Raw genomic sequence first — 19,750 nt, 5'->3', positions numbered from 1 at the left:
AATTCTGTTTAGCAATTTCAAGGAAAGTGGATTGATATCTCGAAGTAAAAACATATAAAACCTCTTTGAACACAACTTGATATTTTTTATTATATCATATTAGTTGTTTGTGTAATTAATTTTGTTTGACTACTTATAATTTGTAACCACAAAAAACAGTCAACAGTCAACAGTCAACAGTCAACAGTCAACAGACAACAGTCAACAGTCAACAGACAACAGTCAACAGTCAACACTCAACAGTCAACAGACAACAGTCAACAGTCAACACTCAACAGTCAACAGTCAACAGTCAACAGACAACTGACAAATAACAAAACGATCGCCCTTTTTTTTCAAAAGAGCGATCGCTTTGTGTCTGTATTCAGTACCGGCTGCCAACAGCGCGCCACTAACATTACATCTCAAGGCTTTTTAGCCTTGGTCTACCGATACTTTTTTGCTAACATTTGCTAACAAATACATAAGTTGAGAGCTGATCTCAACCAAGGCGTATCAACCGATGCCCGTAGAAATTTCTACAAGCACTTATATTCTTGCCTTCAGCTTGGTTATCGCTTACAGCCCCACGCCAATCTGATTATTTGCTTTGATAGTGTAGAGGCAACTTATTTATATAGCGGTTGCGTACTACCAAGGTTTTTCACCTAAATCAGAGTGGCTAAATTCATTCTAAGCTGTCGCGCATTTAAATTGTATATTCAGGGCGGGCGTCCCGCCCAACCCCTACTCCCCACAAGACTTTAATTTTTTTTGACAGACAACTTAAATGCCGCAACAGCTTATATGATATAAATATCTCTGGCAAATGTAAGTGATTGTTAGCAAATGTCAGAAAAAGTCTTACTGTTAATCTACCTCATTTTAGAAATCTTGGGGTAACAAAGAACTTAAACGCTCCAACAAAGGATCGGAATCCCGAGGAGGAGCAACTTCAGCATCAGACACTACATTATCATCCGCCACAGATTCAGATTCAATCGGGCCAGGCTCTACTACTTTTGAAACTGGGGCAAAAGAAACTTGAGCAAACTTACTGTTAACACTCCCCTGCAATTGATCCAACTGCGCGCTGAGTTGATTCAGGTGATGTTCCAGTCCCTCCAAACGGCTTAATTCCTCTGCCGAAACATTGTGCTCAAACTCAGCAAATTTTACCACAAGTTCAGCAATACGCTGTTCCAACCGCTGAAAGCTCTGTGTAGAGCTAGCAGACTCAGATACAGACAAAAACTGCCACAAAGCTTGCTTGCAGAGATTGCTGAAAGTCTGATACTTCGTGAAAGCCAACTCTTTTTCAATAGCGGCCAGCAAAGTTTGATCCGCAGCATCTTCCGTAAACGCCACCGAGAAATTCGCCTTATTTTTTGCCCACAGTGCCATAGGGTTCAAGCCTTAATGCGTTACTTTATCGTGGCTAGCTGAGCCTCAGCATAAATAAACTGTCCCAAAGCATTAGCTTTCCGGGAAGGCTGAGCCAAGTGAGCCTTAAGATTGGCGTCTTTAAGCAAAGGTTGCAAAACCTCCCAGAAAAACTCGCCGCCACCGCCAGTCAGAACCACATCCGTCACACGTTCGGGCAGCCACTGCACCAAACGTTCGGACAGTTCGTTAGCGAAAGCCTCCCGCAAGTCCTTAATAATCGGATCCAAATTAGTCGGCTTAGTCGCTCCTCTGGGACGGTAAAAACGCTGGCCCTCGGGTTTATTCACCGCTTCCAGTAAAGACAGAGATTGAGGGTCAGCTCCCGGAATCTTTGAGGCAACTTGTTCGTAGAACTTGTTCATTGCGAAGGAATCGCTCTTTGAAGCCGCCCGGGCGAACCGGAAACGATCGACCATTAACAAATCGGTAGTTTGGTGTCCGATATCAACAACAGCCACCGACAGTTCGGGCAACTCCGGCGTAAACTCCTTGTTATCTTGAGCCTCGCACCAAATCAGGCTGCCGAACCCTTCCGGCATCACCCAAACGTGACTGATGTTAATATCCACACGCTCGCCCCGGTACACCACAACGTGGGGAGAGCGCAGTTGGCTGATAATCTCTTCCTTTTCCTTCTCAAACTGATCCTGCGAATAAAACGGCAAACCCAGCACAACTGCTATTTCGCCTTTCATCTGGAAATATCCAGCACAGGAAAAGACCTTAACCAAAGCATCTACTACTTTCGACTGGTCAGCGCCACCGAGATTAGCGCCAAAATCTGCCGCCAATTGACCGATCGCGTAGCCCTTGCCCTGGTACTCCAGCCACATATCCAACAGAGGGTCTGTTGCTTTGGACTCAAAGCTGCCACCCCGCACCTTTTCCACGGGCATAGTAGCCACGTTGGCAGGGATGAAAACAACGCTACTAGGGTTGCGACTCACGCAAGCTTTAGTTGCCGTCCGACCCAAATCAGCACTAATAATCGATTTGTTGTTAGAAGCGACTTTAGTCTGCTGGGTCAGCATAGCCGAATTAGGAACAAGCTGTCTAGTTGTCATTGAAATGTGTTACCTCACTGAGCCTCACCATTATCATGCCTTATCCCTTGACACTGCCACGCTTAAAGACAGTGGGTTTTGCGGCGATTCTTCTAACTCTACCTAGATCGGTATCGAAATCAGCACCAAACATTATATTCGGGACGATCGCCCTTAATAGATTTTAGATTTTAGATTTTAGATTTTAGATTTTAGATTTTAGAGGCGACAACAGGGGCCGCGGTCCGGGGGCTTGTACCCTGGATGGTTTCGGTCGAGGAGTATTCTCGATCGATCGCGGCAATACGGCCTGTTGCCTGAGAGTGCATTGTTAAGTTAAATTTAGTTAAGATTCTGAGTGTAAACTTTTGTCGCACTTCTCCGACACCGCGATCTTACCCGATCTGTCCCCAATTCAAGGCATCCGCATTTATGAAAATTTCTTGGCGAACTATACTACTTTGGACTTTACCCGCCTTAGTCATCGGCTTTTTCTTGTGGCAGGGGGCCTTTGCCCCATCTCCGGCAGAAATGAGCAAGAACACCGCCAGCACCCGCCTAAGCTACGGTCGATTCTTAGATTACTTAAACGCCGGTCGAGTGACCAGCGTTGACCTTTACGACGGAGGTCGGACGGCTATTGTCCTAGCAGTCGATCCCGAACTGGACAATCACGAGCAGCGGTGGCGGGTAGACTTGCCCTCAAATGCCCCGGAACTGGTTTCTAGGCTCAGAGACTCCAAAATCAGCTTCGACACTCACCCACTACGCAACGACGGCGCTGTCTGGGGACTTTTAGGCAATCTAGTATTTCCCCTCTTGTTAGTAGGAGGCCTGTTTTTCCTCTTCCGCCGCGGTGGCAACGTGCCAGGGGGCCCTGGCCAAGCCATGAACTTTGGCAAATCCAAAGCTCGCTTTCAAATGGAAGCTAAAACAGGCGTACTGTTCGACGACGTAGCAGGCGTTGAGGAAGCCAAAGAAGAACTACAAGAAGTAGTGACATTCCTCAAAAAACCCGAACGCTTCACCGCAGTCGGGGCAAAGATTCCCAAAGGCGTGCTGCTAGTGGGCCCTCCCGGAACCGGTAAAACCTTGCTGGCAAAAGCGATCGCAGGCGAAGCCGGCGTGCCTTTCTTCAGCATCTCCGGTTCGGAATTTGTGGAAATGTTCGTCGGTGTCGGCGCTTCCCGCGTTCGGGACTTGTTCAAGAAAGCTAAAGAAAATGCTCCTTGCATCATCTTTATTGATGAAATCGATGCAGTGGGTCGCCAGCGCGGCGCCGGTATCGGCGGCGGTAACGACGAACGCGAACAAACCCTGAACCAGTTGCTGACCGAAATGGACGGTTTTGAGGGCAATACTGGCATTATCATCATTGCTGCCACGAACCGCCCCGACGTGCTCGACTCAGCGCTGCTGCGTCCGGGACGTTTTGACCGCCAAGTTAGCGTAGATACGCCGGATATCAAAGGCCGCTTGGAAATTTTGGAAGTTCACGCGCGCAACAAGAAGCTGTCTGCGGAAATTTCTTTGGACGCCATCGCCCGCCGTACTCCTGGTTTTACCGGCGCTGATTTGGCTAACTTGCTCAACGAAGCTGCGATTTTAACCGCCCGCCGCCGCAAAGAAGCGATTACGATGCTCGAAGTTGACGATGCAGTCGATCGCGTGGTAGCAGGTATGGAAGGCACTCCCTTGGTGGACAGCAAGAGCAAGCGCTTGATTGCTTACCACGAAATCGGCCACGCGATCGTCGGTACAATCATTCAAGCCCACGATCCAGTTCAAAAAGTTACCTTAGTTCCTCGCGGACAGGCCCGCGGCTTGACTTGGTTCATGCCCAGCGAAGACCAAGGTTTGATTTCTCGATCGCAAATTTTAGCCCGCATTAGCGGTGCTTTGGGTGGCCGCGCAGCCGAAGAAGTAGTTTTCGGCGATGCCGAAGTAACCACCGGTGCCGGCAACGATTTGCAGCAAGTAAGCGGCATGGCGCGGCAAATGGTGACTCGCTATGGGATGTCTACCTTGGGCCCGATCGCCCTGGAAGCCCAGCAAAGCGAAATTTTCCTCGGCCGCGACTACACAGCGCGATCGGAATATTCCGAAGAAATAGCCTCTCGGATTGACGGACAAGTTCGATCGATTGTCGATCACTGCTACGACGACGCCCGCCGAATTATTCGCGAAAATCGCACCGTGATCGATCGCTTAGTCGATTTGTTGATCGAAAAAGAAACCATCGACGGCGAAGAGTTGCGCCTAATTGTCTCTGAATACACTTTTGTTCCTGAAAAAGAACAATACGTTCCTCAGCTTTAAAAAGAAGAGTGAATATTGAGGGCGAATAGAATTCGCTGCTACACAAACAAAGTCCGCCTGCGCGGACTGAAGAAATTCAACCCGCGCAGGCGGGTTTTGTCTGTGTAGCAGCGGTTTCAACCGCCCAGTCAAAAGAAACTTCTTCCTCCTGCTATATGATTAAGAGTTCATCGATTTGTTTGATAGTAATTTCAACATTAATTTTTGGCATTAATTTGAGCGCCCGCGCCGAAAAATTAAGATGTTTTGTAGATATTTGCATCGACTCCAGCAGCGTTGAATTAAGCAAATCCGATATTCCCGGTGCTCCCTCTTATCCAGTCAGAACTATTTTAGTAACTCAACAGTTTAGTAACGAGAAATTGTTGGCGCAAATGGAAGTTGACTGCAAGCAACGACAGTTGAGAACTGTCAGAGTTAGCCAAGATGGCGAAAATTGGTCGAATTTCGATCGGAGATGGACTTTAGTAGATCGCAACTCATCTTTGTCTGGGCTGGTTGACTATACTTGTCAATTGGCGATCGCAGAACCAGAGAATAAATAAGTATAGCCTTTCTCAGTAATATGAGGTGTACGCTTGATAAGCGGGCATAGGGCATAGGGCATAGGGCATAGGGCATACCTCACCAAGATTGAGAACTGCTGTAGACCCAGAAAAAAAACAGAGCACCTATATCTTCAACCCTTGCCTTGCGGGTGCAAGTCTGACAAGCAGCGCTTGAAACCGCTGAGTGTTAATATTACACTCAATCTAAAATCTAAAATCTAAAATCTAAAATCTAAAATCGGATGACCAACCCCACCGAATATCGGCAAAGACGCGAACAGTTAATGGCAAAAATTGGCAGCGGGACGGCGATATTTCGCAGCGCACCCGCAGCCGTCATGCACAACGATGTAGAATACGCCTACCGACAAGATAGCGATTTTTTCTACTTAACAGGTTTCAACGAAGCTGCGGCGGTAGCAGTGCTCGCGCCGCACCACGAAGAACACAAATTTGTCTTGTTTGTGCAGCCAAAAGACTTGGAAAAAGAAACTTGGCACGGTTATCGCGCCGGAGTAGAAGGCGCTAAAGAACTTTACGGCGCGGATGAAGCTTTTCCCATCGCCGAACTTGCGGAAAAACTGCCGAAATATTTAGAAAAGGCCGATCGCATATACTATCACTTCGGGCGCGATCGTACTTTCGACCAAACAGTCCTCAATCACTGGCAGCGCTTGATGGCAACCTACCCAAAACGCGGCACAGGCCCGACAGCGATCGAAGATTCCAACATCATTTTACACCCGATGCGGCTGGTGAAAAGCGAAACTGAATTAGCATTAATGCGAAAAGCCGCTAATATCTCAGTTGCAGCGCACAACCGCGCCCAAGAATTCGCTAAGCCGGGCAGATACGAATATGAAATTCAAGCTGAAATAGAACATACTTTTGGCTTAAATGGCTGCACTCCCGCTTACCCTTCAATTGTTGCATCCGGTTACAATTCCTGCGTCCTCCACTACATCGAAAACAACCGCCAAATGCAGGAAAACGATTTGTTGCTAATAGATGCTGGTTGTGCTTGCGGTTACTACAACGCCGATATTACTCGCACCTTTCCTGTTAGCGGCAAATTTACAACTGAACAACAGATAATTTATGACTTAGTTTTGCAAGCACAATTGCAGGCAATTAGTCAAGTATATCCGGGAAATCCTTACAGCAAAATTCACGAAACAGCAGTGCGCGTTTTGGTGGAAGGTTTAATGGATTTAAAACTTTTGGTGGGGGACATTGAAGAGATAATTAAAGAAGAGAAATACAAGCCATTTTATATGCACCGCACTGGTCATTGGCTGGGATTGGATGTGCACGATGTCGGCGTTTATCAGTACGGCGAAAATCCGCAAGTTTTGCAGGCAGGACAAGTGCTGACGGTGGAACCGGGGATTTATATTTCTCCTTATATTAAACCGGTTGAAGGACAGCCGGAGGTTCCTGAAAAATGGCGCGGTATTGGTGTGAGAATTGAAGATGATGTTTTGGTAACATTGGAAAGTCATGAAGTCTTGACGGCGGGAGTTCCTAAATAATTGTTGACTGTTGACTGTTGACTGTTGACTGTTTGAACAATACCGATGCAACCGGAAACGATTTATGTAGGGTGCGGATCTGTTCTATGGTTCAATGGAATTTGCTCCTTGACGGGTGGCGACGCACCTTAGTTACAACTTGATTGTGTGTACCGCATATAAATTGAATCTGCTGTAAGTTGGCAGTGCAGGCTTGAGCTTTGTTAGTATTAACTTGAAAAAGCTCAAGCCTTTACTGCTAAACCTAGAGCAATTATGTGTATTGATCCTACCAAGATCGATCGACCTCTGGAAACCTGCGAAGCATTGGTAGCAGAGCAAAAAGCAAAAATTCGGCAACTAGAAGAGGATTTGCAGCAGCAGAGAGAATTGTGCCAGAAATTAGAAGCACAACTCAAAGCAGTCGAGAATCCTGGCATTTCGGGCTCCGTAACTGAATCGGATATCACCGAGGACGATCGTATTCGGTTAATCACATCTCTGGAAAAAAGCCAGGAAATGTACCGAACTCTCATCAAACATTATCCGAATGGGTCGGTGTTTTTGTTCGATCGCGATTTGCGCTATACTCTGGTTGACGGCCAAGGTTTGGCAGTAGTTGGTTTGTCCAAAGAACAGTTGGAAGGCAAAACATTGTGGGAAGTATCCCCACCTGAAGATTGGCAACTTTTTGAGACTACATATCGCGCTGCTTTGGCAGGAAAAGAGAATACTTTTGAATATAAATACGGCGATCGCATTTATTCAACAACAATTGTTCCCGTCAAAAACGACCGGGAAGAAATTTTTGCAGGAATGGTCGTTACTCAAGATATTACCGAAAAAAAACAGGCAGAAATAGCGCTGGAAGAAATCAAAAATCAGCTACAAATTAAATATCAAAAGCGCACTGAGGACTTGAAAACAGCCAACGATCAATTGCAGGAAGAAGTTCTCTCTCGCTGGCGCGCCGAAAAAGCTCTGCGGAAAAGCCAGGAACAGCTAGAATTGTTTTTCTCTCAATCTTTAGATGGTTTTTTCTTTATGATGCTGGACGAACCCGTCCACTGGGACGATACAGTTGACAAAGAAAAAGTTTTGGATTACATATTTGCTAACGGGCGGGTAACGAAGGCAAATGATGCTTTGATAGCTCAATACGGAGGTACTAGGGAAGAGTTTATTGGCCGGACGCTTTACTCTTTCTTGTCGCACGACTTGACTGGTAGCAGAGAGATAATCAAGCAATTTTTTGATGCTGGCAGAATTCACATCGAAAATGAGAATCGCACGTTTGACGGAGTTCCAGTTTGGATAGAAGGCGACTATATTTGCATTTACGATTCCCACGGCAGAATCATCGGGTATTTTGGCGTACAGCGCGATATTAGCGATCGCAAAAAAGCAGAAGCAACCCTCAGAGATAGCGAAGAACGCTTTCGGGCAACCGTCGAACAAGCGGCAGTCGGTATTACCCACCCTGACGCAACAGGCCGCTATTTGCGAGTCAATCAAAAATTCTGCGATATAGTGGGATATACTGCGAGCGAACTGCTGTCGCGAACTTGGATGGACGTTACTTACCCAGAAGATATAGATGCAGATTTAGAACAAAACAAGCAATTATTTGCCGGCCAAATTGACAGTTTTAAAATGGAAAAACGCTTACTGCACAAAGACGGCACTGTAGTTTGGGTAAATATTACAGTATCGCTCATCCAAGAACCGCTGAGCGGGGCAGTTTACAATCTAGTAGTGACAGAAGATATTAGCGATCGCAAAAAAACCGAAGCAGCGCTGAAAGAAAGCGAAGAAAGGTTCCGAGAGCTAGCAGAAAACATTGAAAGCGTGTTTTGGATGGTAAACGTTCAACCCCAGGAAATTATTTATATCAGTCCGGCTTACGAAAAGATTTGGGGCCGAAGCTGCGCTGATTTGTATGCTAACAGGCGCTTTTTTGCAGATTCCCTCCATCCAGAAGATCGCGAGCGCGTTATTGCTAATTTAACTAGACAAATTGAGTCTGAAGACGAGATAGAATATCGAATTGTCAGGCTGGACGGCAAAATACGCTGGATTCGCGATCGGGCTTTTCCCATTAGAAATCAATCTGGTAAAGTTTACCGCATCGTGGGCATTGCGGTAGATATTACCGCAGGCAAACAGGCAGAAAAAACCATCCGCGAAAGTGAAGAACGCTTCCGCCAGTTAGCAGAAAATATCCAAGATTCCTTCTGGCTAATGTCTGCGGACTTCACCGATTTATTGTATCTGAGTCCAACTTACGAACAAATCTGGGGGCGCAGTCGCGAAGAATTGTATGCTGATCCATTAAAAATGATGGAGTGGGTGCATCCAGAAGATAAACTCCTGTTGGAAGAGGCAATGGGGCGAGTTTTGCAGGGCGAGTCCACCAATACCGAATATCGGATTTTTCTGCCAGACGGCACAATTCGCTGGGTGTGCGATCGAGCTTTTCCCATTTACGACGAATCGGGCAAAATTTACCGCATCGCGGGTATTGCCGAAGATATCAGCGATCGCAAATTTACTGATGCCCGCATCCAAGCAGCACTCCGCGAAAAAGAAGTATTGATCAAAGAGATTCACCACCGAGTCAAAAATAATATGCAGGTAATTTCCAGCTTGCTGCAACTTCAGGCTCAATATATTGAAGACGAACCGACGCTAGCTTTATTTGAAGAAAGCCAGACCCGTATCCATTCAATGGCTCTGATTCACGAGCAACTGTATCAATCCGAACATCTCGATCGCATCGCCCTTCCCCCCTATGTCGAAAACTTGGTTGCTAATTTGTATCAATCTTTTGGTTGCGGCAACACTTCAATCAAATTTAATCTCAAAATTGCTCCCATTTATTTAAACATAGAAACAGCCATTCCGTGCGGTTTAATTATTAACGAGCTGGTTTCTAACTCTTTAAAATATGCCTTTATCTCGAAGTTACATGGTGAAATATCTATTAGTTTTCATGAAATAGATGACCACCAATTTCATTTAACTATTCAAGATAACGGTCGCGGATTTCCGGCGGATTTTGACGTGGAAAATACTGAAACATTAGGATTGCGCTTAGTGAAAATGTTGGCTTACCAATTAGAGGCGAGTATTGCCATTGACAGTCAGTGTGGAACCTGCTACACTCTAATTTTTAAAGAGTTAAATTATCGGCGACGCCTTTAAAAAAAATGAACCCTATACAAATTTTGGTTGTAGAAGACGAAGTTATTGTAGCCCAAGACATAGCAGGTCGATTAAAAAAACTGGGATATTCAGTAACAGCTACAGTTTCTTCAGGAGAAGAAGCAATTCAAAAAGCGATAGAAAGCCCCCCCGATTTAGTGTTGATGGATATCGTGCTTAAAGGTGACATGGACGGGGTAACAGCGGCAGAGAAAATCCGAACTAATATGAATGTGCCGACAGTATTTTTAACAGCTTATGCCGACGCTCAAACGCTGCAAAGAGCGAAACTTACAGACCCATTCGGTTATATTATCAAACCATTTCAACAAAATGATTTGCGGGTGGCGATCGAGATTGCCCTGCACAGACACGAAATCGAAACCAAGATGCGAGAATCTCTCAAAGCCGCAGAAGCAGCTAGAGAGTCGCTGGAAGAAAAATCGCACCGCCAAAACCATTATATTTCAATGGCCGCTCACGAATTGCGGAACCCGCTCAACGCGATTTTAATCTCTGCGGAACTTCTAGAGCTCGATCGAACTCGCAGCAGTGACGAATCCCAAGTTAGAACCCTGCGATTGGTGCACTCAGCTACCCAAAAGATGAACCAGCTAATCGATGATATGCTGTTTATGGGTCGAGCAGAAGCAGGTCAACTCAAATGTCATCCATTACCGATAAATCTAGTCGAATTTTGTCAAGACTTGCTCGCTCAATTGCAGTTAGGAAATGAAGCCAAGCACAAACTAACATTAATCCCCTCAGATGTTACCAGTGCAATATTAGATCAACAATTGCTGCACGGCATTATTTCTAACTTAATCGTCAACGCCATGAAATATTCCCCAAACGGCGGGCAAGTCACCTTGGAATTGGAATACCGTCAAGCAGGCGAAGGAGACAAAGAAGCTATTTTTTGCTTATCTCCTCAGTGTTTGTTTGGCAATTCCCTATTTAGCAATATTAACTCCCCCTTACTAATTCTGCGTATCCGAGACGAAGGTATCGGCATCCCAGAAACCGAAGTAGGGAAAATATTTGAAATGTTCTACCGCTGCAAGAATACGGGAAAGATTAAAGGTAACGGTTTGGGATTAACAATTGTTAAAAAAGCTGTGGAATTGCAAGGAGGCGCGATCGCCTGCGAAAGCAAAATGGGCGTGGGTACAACCTTCACAGTCGCGCTTCCTTACGTAGCACTTTCCTGTTCGACTCAACGGCAAAAAACTTAAATGCCCCTACAAAAACTAATCAAAGTGTTGCAAAATCCAGTCCACCGCCACCGCTAAATTTGCTGCAATAAAATCCGGTTTAGTATGGTGCTGATACTCCCCACTCAACACGCTTTCCCCGTAACCAGTCTGCACCAAAATACCAGTACAGCCGGCATTGTGAGCCATATCAACATCAGTCGCTTTATCCCCCACCATAAAACTATTTCGCAAATCCAAATCGTATTCCCAAGCCGCCGCTACTAACATTCCTGTATTTGGTTTTCGCCAAGTCGAATACCGCGTAAATTCTGGGTTTTTTCCGCCTTCGGCTGCGCTTAAATAAGGACAGTAATAAAGAGCATCTAACTTTGCTCCGGCTTCATTTTCTAATAAGTGACACAGGCGTTTGTGCAAAGCTTCTATGTGGCTAATCGGATTATAATCCCTCGCTGGGCCCGATTGATTGGAAACCAAACAGCAAAATATTTGTTGGTCATTTAAGCGGCGTACAGCTTGGGCTATTCCGGGGATTAAATTCAAATCTTCTACTTTGTGGATGTAGCCGACTTCGATATTGAGAACGCCATCGCGATCGAGAAATACTGCTCGTTTCATTGTTGTATTGTTTTTGATATAATATAAAACTCGGTGGCATCGGAATTGATATTACTTAAACTTTTCCTCCGCTAGTCCTCCCGCCTACCCGCTAGTCCGCCAGGGAATGAATTCCCTGTCTAATAGCTAAAGTCCTCTAAAAGAGGACTGAATCATTCATTAGTCCTCTGAAGCGAGGACTTTCGCTTTGAGGCCGGGGTTTCAACCCCTGTCGGACTATCGGTTTAACGTGTTTGTTGACTCCAATGGACACGGCGCCGTGTCCTCATCATGATTCTAAAATAGATTGTTTGCCTAGCCATTCGCGGAAACTATTATGATACAAACTATAGCAAATTTCTCCTTCGATTTCTTGTTTATTTAAGAACTCTATCCAATTGTCTAATGTTTTTTCAACATCGTATTCATCCTGATCAATTATATTGGCGATCGCACTTACAGACAAACCTGTTGGGGATTTTACCAAAACATTCAGCACAGACAAGTCGATCGCCGATAAGCCCTCACCTCCCATCCGCAGCCAGTGGTTTTGATAATAGGCTGCTAAACCGGGAGGAAGTTCAGAGAGAAGTGAGGACTCTCCCAGATTAGCATCGGGGCGTGAATTCTCGGCGATCGCCCTTAACATTTGACTCAGATACATGAAATTGTTTTCGCTGACAGTGGCGAGTTGTTGGCAGAATTCGGGTTGAGTTAAATCCGGTGCGGTTGATAGGTATTGCTGAATGTAGTTAAGGACATCTTCCCGATTTTGGGCGGGATAATCTCTTAAATCGAGAGTTTGAGAGGGGGTTTCAATTAACAAACCGGATTTCTCTCTCAAAAACGGGCGGCGGGCGAGGATAAAATAAGTACGATCGCCCAAATATCTCGGCAGATAAAACAGATTTGTGCTGGGAGGCTGACTCGTGCGGGCGATCGCGTCTACAGAATCAATTACAATTATCAACCGTTGGCGATGACGTGCCGTCTCGCAAGCTACGTTTAATTTATCGCTAATTTGCTGAAGCAACAAAGACAGAAACCAACTCCCATCATGGGATTCGAGATTTTGAAGTTGAGATTTTAGCTTGAGGATTTCGGATGTTTCCCCATTGGCGGCAAGGTATTTGTCAATCAGTTGAGTGCAGACTGAAGCGAGAAAATCTTCAGCTCGATTTTTGCCCTCAACTGCAGCGTTGTAATAGATACTGCGAGGATGGGCGGTGACATATTGAGCGAGGATGGAACTTTTGCCGCAGCCGGGAGTGCCGACAATTGTGAAATAACCGTGGCTGTGGGAGTCCAGAAAGTCGGAAATGGCAGAAAAAACAAACTTGCGCCCTGTAAAATTCTCGGTTTTTTCTCGCAGGAGTTGCTGAAATTCTTTTGGGTAAGCGGCGGTAGAGATCGGAGTTGGCAGAGGTGAGGAATTCATGTTAGTTCCTCCATCCCTTCTAGCCGCAGGAAATATACTCGGCCGGATTGGTCGCCTGCCACAATTGTTACTCCATCGGGTGCAATGGCGCAACAGGCGATCGGATTTTCAAGCGTGAAACTAGCAATGAGATTTCCAGTCGATAAATCCCATAGTTTGATGGTGTTGTCATCTGAACCAGAAATCGCTCGCTTGCCATCAGTAGTGACGGCTACTACATTTACCGATTTGCTGTGATCGGTAAGAGTAAACAGTTCCTTTCGAGTCGTTAAATCCCAGATTTTAAGGGTGTTGTCTCTCGAAGCAGAAATTGCGTGCTTGCCATCAGCAGTGACAGCTACTGCATTTACACGGTCACTGTGACCAGCAAGAATAAACAGTTTCTCTCCTGCTTTTAAATCCCAGACTTTGATGTGGTACGAACCAGAAATCGCCAACTTTCCATCAGCAGTGACAGCTACTGATGTTACCAAGGAACCCTCATCAGCAAGAATCAACAGGTTATCTCCAGTTTTTAAATCCCAGACTCTGATACCCTTGAAACAATGAGAAAGCACCCGCTTGCCATCAGCAGTGAATGCTAGTACATTATCCAAGAATCCGCTATCTTTGCGAGTAAACAGTTCCTTTCTAGTTGTTAAATCCCATACTTTAATGGTGCTGTTTATATCAGAAATATCCAGCTTTTCACCAACAAAGAGGTTGCCCAACGAACCAGAAATCGCCCGCTTGCCATCAGCAGTGACGGCTACTGCTGTTACCGGGTATCTGTGACCCGTAAGAGTAAACTGTTCCTTTCCAGTGGTTAAATCCCACACTTTGAGGGTGTTGTCTCTCGAACCAGAAACCGCCCGCTTGCCATCAGCAGTAACGGCTACTGCTGTTACCGAGTAGGTGTGATCCGTAAGAGTAAATTGTTCCTCTCCTGTTGTTAAATCCCATACCTTGAGGGTTTTGTCATCAGAACCAGAAATCGCCCGCTTGCCATCAGTAGTGACGGCTATTGATTTTACCGATTGCCTGTGACCAGTAAGAGTAAACAGTTCCTTTCGAGTTGTTAAATCCCAGACTTTGAGGGTGTTGTCTCTCGAACCAGAAATCGCCCACTTGCCATCAGCAGTAACGGCTACTGCTGTTACCGATTTGCTGTGACCAGTAAGAGTAAACAGTTCCTTTCCAGTGGTTAAATCCCAGACGTTGAGGGTTTTGTCTCTCGAAGCAGAAATCGCCCACTTACCATCAGCAGTGACTGCTACTGCATTTATCCAGTCACTGTGACCAGTAAGAGAAAGCAGTTCCTCTCCAGTTGTTAAATCCCAAACTTTGAGGGTTTTGTCTCTCGAACCAGAAACCACCTGCTTACCATCCGCAGTAACGGCTATTGCATTTATCAATTTGCTGTGACCAGTAAGAGTAAAAAATCCTTCTCCTGTTTGTAAATCCCAGACTTTGAGAGTTTTATCATCTGAACCAGAAATCGCTCGCTTGCCATCAGCAGTGACGGCTACTGCATTTACCGATTTGCTGTGCCCAGTAAGAGTAAACTGTTCCTTTCCAGTTGTTAAATCCCAGACTTTAATAGTGTTGTCTCTCGAACCAGAAATCGCCCGCTTAGCATCAGTAATGACGGCTACTGCATTTACCAATTTTCTGTGACCAGTAAGAGTAACCAGTTCCTCTCCAGTTGTTAAATCCCAGATTTTAATGGTGTTGTCTCTGGAACCAGAAATCGCCTGCTTGCCATCACCAGTGACGGCTACTGCATTTACCCAGTGTCTGTGACCTTTGAGGGTGCGGATTACTTCCCTGCTAGGGGGAGTTAAACAAGGTGTCAAAGGACGCAACCACGGTGCTATTTTCTGTTGCTTTACTTTCTCCAGTATTGTATAAACTTGTGGTATTTTTAAGTGTACCAATCGCCCCCACAATTGCTCTGCTAGTTGCGTTTTGTCTCGCTCTAAAATATCCGATGATCTCCACAATACCGAGCGAATCAAGTTCAGAGCTTTTGCTTTTTCTGGGTTGTACTCTGGGTTACTTAATGCTTCTGAATCGTCAACTAAATGGAAATCATCAATCAGTGCCTGCACTCCAAACTCAGGATGTTGAATCTTTGCCATCAGGAAGTTAAAATCGGTTAGTGTTTGATAATACTTTTCTAAATTCCCTGAATTGACATAAATTAGCAGTAAGCTGCCCAGATAAGCACGTTGATAGAAAAGTGGTTTGGCCTCGAACTTGTTAGCAAATTCTCCCATCTCACGCCATCCCTTTTTCTAAATTCTCAGCAATCCGTTGATATACTTCCTGAAAAATTTTACGCTTTGAATCCATCTCTCGTTGGGCTTTCAGAAAGTCAAGGAAACTCGCATGATAGATGCTGTAGCAGATTTTTCCGTCTACATTCTGCTTTTTCAAATACTCAACCCACTCATCTTCTAAAACCTGTGCCACATCGCATTCATCCACCTCGGCAATTCCAGCCATCATCTCGCAGGGAATCGGCGTGGCAATCTCAAGTAAAATATACAAGACAATCTCCATCAATTGCCCTGGCTTAGCTTCCATCCCCATCCGTACCCAATGGTTTTGATAATACTCTTGCAGCCCGTCAGGCAATTGCTTTAAGCTCAAGTCATTATAATCGCCCTTAGCAATTGCGGGCAAAACATACCGCAAATACATAAAATTGTTTTCGCTTTTGTCTGCCACTTGCTCGACAAAAGTTGTCTCGGTAATGCTACGAATTTGAATCCACTTTCTCAGTTCATCTTTATACTGAGAATCGGTAGAGAGCAGATACCGAATATACTCTTTGATATCATCATGATTGAAATTAACATACTCGCTGTCTCTTAAATCTAACTCTTTTACCGGAACTCCCGGAGATACAGAAAGCCTCTTTTGACCGAGGTTATGCGGTCGCCTCGTCAGCAAGAAATAAACCCCATCTGGCAGAGTAGTCGGTAAATGTAAAAGATTTTCTCCCGCTTCTTGTGCGACTTCATCCAGTGCATCAATCGCAATTACCAAACGTTCGCCCAAAGTGAGTTTTCCCGCCACCTTTGCCAGTAAAGTGGGTAAATCGGCATTTTCTGAATTTGGCAATTGATAGCGGTCAATTAATTGCTGGCGAATGCTCTTCAAAAACAATTCTGGTCTGTTGCGGCCTTCGACGAGAATATTGAAATAGCAGGGAGATTGATGTTCCGAGACGTATTTGGCAACAATGGAACTTTTGCCCATTCCCGCATCCCCGATGATTGTAAAATAACCGTGAGGATTTGCGGTGATAAATTGCTGAAAATTATCAAAAACAAATCGGCGGCCGCAAAAGGTTTTAATTTTTTCTGTTATAAGTGATTCAAACTCTGGCGGCAGCGAATTGTCGGCATTCCAATCTTTTGGGTCAACTATGTCTGTTGGTTCTAGGCCTAATTTTTCAGCTATCTTGGTAACTTGCCATCTTTCTACGCCATTGGGGCAGTCTTTTGTACCGAGTAAGCGCTTAATCGTGTCGGTGGAAACTTTGGCGAGTTGGGCAAGTTTTTCTTGAGTAAAACCTTTTTCTTTAATTTGTTCTCGGAGATACTCTTTTCCCTTTGCACTCGATTGAACTTTATCGGAGTCGCGCATAGTAATTTGTTAGCTATTGTTATTGGTTTTTCAGTTAATTCGATAATCCTACAGTCCGACAGGGAATGAATTCCCTGTCTCATAGCTAAAGTCCTCTTAAGAGGACTGGAAATTAGTATTTTAGTCGGTTTTAACCGACTTCTGCTATTAGCCAGGGAATTCATTCCCTGGCGGGTTTCGGGAGAGTCCGACAGTCCGACAGGGAATGAATTCCCTGTCTCATAGCGAAAGTCCTCTTAAGAGGACTGAAAATTAGTATTTTAGTCGGTTTTAACCGACTTCTGCTATTAGCCAGGGAATTCATTTCCTGGCGGGTTTCAGGGGAATGAAACAGCATGGGGGCTAGCGGGAGCGAGATTTCATGATTATTCATCCGTAACTCCGATCGCACTCACATTCTATATTTAAATACTTCTGTCTGTCTAGGGCAAATAGGTTGTAATCTCCTGCCCTATCTGCCCCAAAAATGAGGGCAGATCACAAATTAAAACTCGCCCTACCTGCCCTAGACTCTCGCTGTTTGCTTCGGTAGAGTAATTGTAGAAACAATAACTTATCAGTATTTAGGAGAGGAAACAGTTATGAATTTTAACTTATTCGGAAACTCGCAACCCGATGAAGATTATAGCGAAATTAAGAAAGAAATGCTGCGAGAATCATTGCGGCAAGTTCGCCAAAGCTACAATCTTGCCCTTTTTGTCACCGCCGCATCGGCAATGGTTACTTTCGGAGGGATCGGACTTCTATTTTGTGAGAAAATCTCAGAGGCTACTCTCACTGCTTCGGGCGGATTGTTGACAAGTTTGGGCAGCATTGAGTTTGCCAAGCAAAAGAAGAAGGAATTGCAGCAGATGATGGATGATTTGGAAGACTAACATCGAGTTTTAGCTTCCCGACTTCTTTCCTCGTCCCCCGGCCGGGCCTGGAAAGCAGCTAAATTGTAGGGGACACGGCACTGCCGTGTCCTGACTTAGATATCCTAGTTTTTAGCCGCCCCAAACCTTCTTCAAAACATCTTGAGGAGAGATGTCTGCCATTTTGCCAGTAGGAGATTTAATGCCCAAAAATCGATCGCTCTTTGGCAACAATTTCGCCGGTTCAGTCGGGCCGAACAAAGCTATTGTATAAGTTTGAACCGCCACAGCTAAGTGCATCGGCGCACTGTCAGTACATATCATCAAATTAGCAGCAGCAATAGTGGCAGCCAACTTGCCGACATCATCCGGCGAGATAACTTTTACATTCGGACATGACTCGACTAACTTTGTCACGAAGTCTGCATCTTCTGGACCTTTCACAACAACAACAGGCAAATTCGGCTGCCGCTGCTGACAATCTTCAATTATTTGCTTCCAGTTGTCTGTAGGGTAAATTTTGTCAATACCTTTAGACACAGCTAATTGACTCGAACCGCCGTGAATTAGAATGTAGCCGCTTTCTTTTACGCCCAACCGCTGCTGTTCGGCTTCCGCCCACTGAATGTCCTGTTTTGGTACATTAATTGCCAGTGGCGGACAAGGATTTGTAATGTTAAATCCTTGCAGCAAATCATGGTACATTGAAGCGGCGTACTGTTCAGTTTTCAGCGGTACAGCAGCAGTGAGAAATCGAGCGCCGTTGGTTCCCGAATAGCCAACTCTCTGCGGAATGCCGGTCAGCCACAGCAGCAGCCCTACAGTCCACCGCTGGCCGAGGGAAATAACTGCTTCGTATTCGCGATCGCGAATTACGCCCAGTAAATTGCCCAAATCTGCCATAGCGTTGCGGTCTTTGAAATTGTACGTCAAGACTTCTTTGACCGACTTGCAGACTCGGTAAGCACCCTTTGCCCTCGGTTCCACGATGACATCAATTTGCGCGTCGGGATAAGACTGCTTGAGGTCATCAAGAGTGGGGAAAAATAAAATTTGGTCGCCAATCCCGCCAGGGACAAGTGCTAGTATTCGCATCATAAACGATCGGGCTATTATTGATCGAGGTAGCTCTCAGAGATCGGCTCTCAACTATCAGCTTATAGTATTTCTAGACCTTAAAATCTACTGGCTGACAGCTAAACAACTGACTCAAAAGTACAGGACGCTCTTATTATATATATCTAGTTGGGTTAAAAACGGTTAGTAAATGCACTTATTAATTCCTGCAGCGGGTTCGGGGCGACGGATGGGGAGTCAGCGGAACAAACTGCTGCTGACTTTGCTCTCTAAACCTTTGCTGAGTTGGACTTTGGCTGCGGCTGAAGCTTCGCAGCACATTAGCTGGATTGGCATCATGGGCCAGCCAGACGATTTTCCTGATTTTCAAGCAATTCTGAGCGATTTATCTTTGGTTATGCCCGTGGAACTGATTCAAGGAGGCGCCACCAGGCAAGAGTCAGTTTACAACGGTTTGCAAGCTTTGCCGCCCAATGCCGATCGAGTGTTGATTCACGACGGCGCGAGGTGTTTGGCAACTGCTGAATTGTTCGATCGATCGGCAGAGGCCCTCTTGACCTGTCCGGGCTTGATTGTCGCCGTCCCGGTCAAGGATACGATTAAGGTCGTAGATGAGCGTCGGATCGTGCGAGACACCCCAGACAGAAGCAATTTGTGGGCTGCCCAGACTCCCCAAGGATTTGAAGTGAAATTGTTAAAGCAGTGTCACGAAGAAGGGCGACAAAAAGGTTGGGAAGTTACCGACGATGCGGCTTTGTTTGAAAAATGCGGTTTACCAGTGCAAATTGTGGAGGGAGAAGAGACGAATTTGAAAGTCACAACACCCGTTGACATGGCGTTAGCGGAATTTATTTTGCGGCAGAGATACGGGGAATAATTTTGAA

At 45.5% G+C, this 19,750-nt stretch carries 14 protein-coding genes; 7 read left to right on the top strand and 7 right to left on the bottom strand.

Annotated features, from left to right (window positions below):
• Positions 1 to 864 precede the first annotated feature (864 nt).
• Together QUB12_RS09475 and QUB12_RS09470 are read right to left on the bottom strand one after the other, a co-directional pair.
• A complete protein-coding gene (locus tag QUB12_RS09475; RefSeq protein ID WP_333102109.1) occupies positions 865 to 1,383 on the bottom strand; it encodes a hypothetical protein in 519 nt (172 codons plus the stop codon).
• A gap of 20 nt (positions 1,384 to 1,403) precedes the next feature.
• Entirely contained in the window at positions 1,404 to 2,489 is a 1,086-nt protein-coding gene (locus QUB12_RS09470) for a ParM/StbA family protein (RefSeq protein WP_333142223.1), read from the bottom strand.
• A 411-nt stretch (positions 2,490 to 2,900) separates the two neighbouring features.
• Between QUB12_RS09470 and ftsH2 the strand changes: the two genes are divergently transcribed.
• The 5 genes from ftsH2 (at position 2,901) to QUB12_RS09445 (ending at position 11,285) form a co-directional block, all read left to right on the top strand.
• A complete protein-coding gene (gene ftsH2 / locus QUB12_RS09465) occupies positions 2,901 to 4,787 on the top strand; it encodes an ATP-dependent zinc metalloprotease FtsH2 (protein WP_006633417.1) in 1,887 nt (628 codons plus the stop codon).
• Positions 4,788 to 4,966: 179 nt separating this feature from the next.
• Positions 4,967 to 5,332: a hypothetical protein gene (locus tag QUB12_RS09460; protein ID WP_333142222.1), complete on the top strand. Its 366-nt coding sequence runs from the start codon at positions 4,967 to 4,969 to the stop codon at positions 5,330 to 5,332.
• A 245-nt stretch (positions 5,333 to 5,577) separates the two neighbouring features.
• Positions 5,578 to 6,867, top strand: coding sequence for an aminopeptidase P N-terminal domain-containing protein (locus QUB12_RS09455; RefSeq protein ID WP_333142221.1), 1,290 nt, complete (start codon positions 5,578 to 5,580; stop codon positions 6,865 to 6,867).
• A 255-nt stretch (positions 6,868 to 7,122) separates the two neighbouring features.
• Positions 7,123 to 10,050: a PAS domain S-box protein gene (locus QUB12_RS09450; protein ID WP_333306524.1), complete on the top strand. Its 2,928-nt coding sequence runs from the start codon at positions 7,123 to 7,125 to the stop codon at positions 10,048 to 10,050.
• Positions 10,051 to 10,055: 5 nt separating this feature from the next.
• Positions 10,056 to 11,285, top strand: coding sequence for an ATP-binding protein (locus QUB12_RS09445; RefSeq protein WP_333306522.1), 1,230 nt, complete (start codon positions 10,056 to 10,058; stop codon positions 11,283 to 11,285).
• 15 nt (positions 11,286 to 11,300) lie between these two features.
• On the opposite strand, the gene QUB12_RS09440 is transcribed toward QUB12_RS09445, so the two are convergent.
• The 4 genes from QUB12_RS09440 to QUB12_RS09425 all read right to left on the bottom strand — a co-directional run bounded on the left by QUB12_RS09440 (position 11,301) and on the right by QUB12_RS09425 (position 16,935).
• Positions 11,301 to 11,882, bottom strand: a complete 582-nt coding sequence (locus QUB12_RS09440) for an HAD family hydrolase (protein WP_333142218.1) — start codon at positions 11,880 to 11,882, stop codon at positions 11,301 to 11,303.
• Positions 11,883 to 12,150: 268 nt separating this feature from the next.
• A complete protein-coding gene (locus tag QUB12_RS09435; RefSeq protein ID WP_333142217.1) occupies positions 12,151 to 13,299 on the bottom strand; it encodes an ATP-binding protein in 1,149 nt (382 codons plus the stop codon).
• Entirely contained in the window at positions 13,296 to 15,557 is a 2,262-nt protein-coding gene (locus tag QUB12_RS09430) for a WD40 repeat domain-containing protein (RefSeq protein ID WP_333142216.1), read from the bottom strand. Before QUB12_RS09430 ends, QUB12_RS09435 begins: the two co-directional genes overlap by 4 nt.
• 1 nt (position 15,558) lies before the next feature.
• Positions 15,559 to 16,935, bottom strand: a complete 1,377-nt coding sequence (locus QUB12_RS09425) for an AAA family ATPase (RefSeq protein WP_333142215.1) — start codon at positions 16,933 to 16,935, stop codon at positions 15,559 to 15,561.
• A 581-nt stretch (positions 16,936 to 17,516) separates the two neighbouring features.
• Here QUB12_RS09425 and QUB12_RS09420 point away from each other — a divergent pair.
• Positions 17,517 to 17,810 (top strand): TRADD-N-associated membrane domain-containing protein, encoded by a 294-nt coding sequence (locus tag QUB12_RS09420; protein WP_333142214.1) that lies wholly within the window; start codon positions 17,517 to 17,519, stop codon positions 17,808 to 17,810.
• Between the two features lie 111 nt (positions 17,811 to 17,921).
• Here QUB12_RS09420 and QUB12_RS09415 read toward each other — a convergent pair whose 3' ends face one another.
• Positions 17,922 to 18,884, bottom strand: coding sequence for a glycosyltransferase family 9 protein (locus QUB12_RS09415; RefSeq protein ID WP_333142227.1), 963 nt, complete (start codon positions 18,882 to 18,884; stop codon positions 17,922 to 17,924).
• 172 nt (positions 18,885 to 19,056) lie between these two features.
• Between QUB12_RS09415 and ispD the strand changes: the two genes are divergently transcribed.
• Positions 19,057 to 19,743 carry a 2-C-methyl-D-erythritol 4-phosphate cytidylyltransferase gene (ispD, locus tag QUB12_RS09410; protein ID WP_333142213.1) on the top strand — a complete coding sequence of 229 codons (687 nt, stop codon included), beginning with the start codon at positions 19,057 to 19,059 and terminating at the stop codon, positions 19,741 to 19,743.
• Positions 19,744 to 19,750: the final 7 nt, after the last annotated feature.

Origin of the sequence: Microcoleus sp. B7-D4, from assembly GCF_036705125.1 — a bacterium.
In the GTDB taxonomy this organism is placed as follows: Bacteria; Cyanobacteriota; Cyanobacteriia; order Cyanobacteriales; family Microcoleaceae; genus Microcoleus.
Note: the sequence above shows the minus strand (reverse complement) of the source record. Positions and strands in the feature narration are given on the sequence as shown.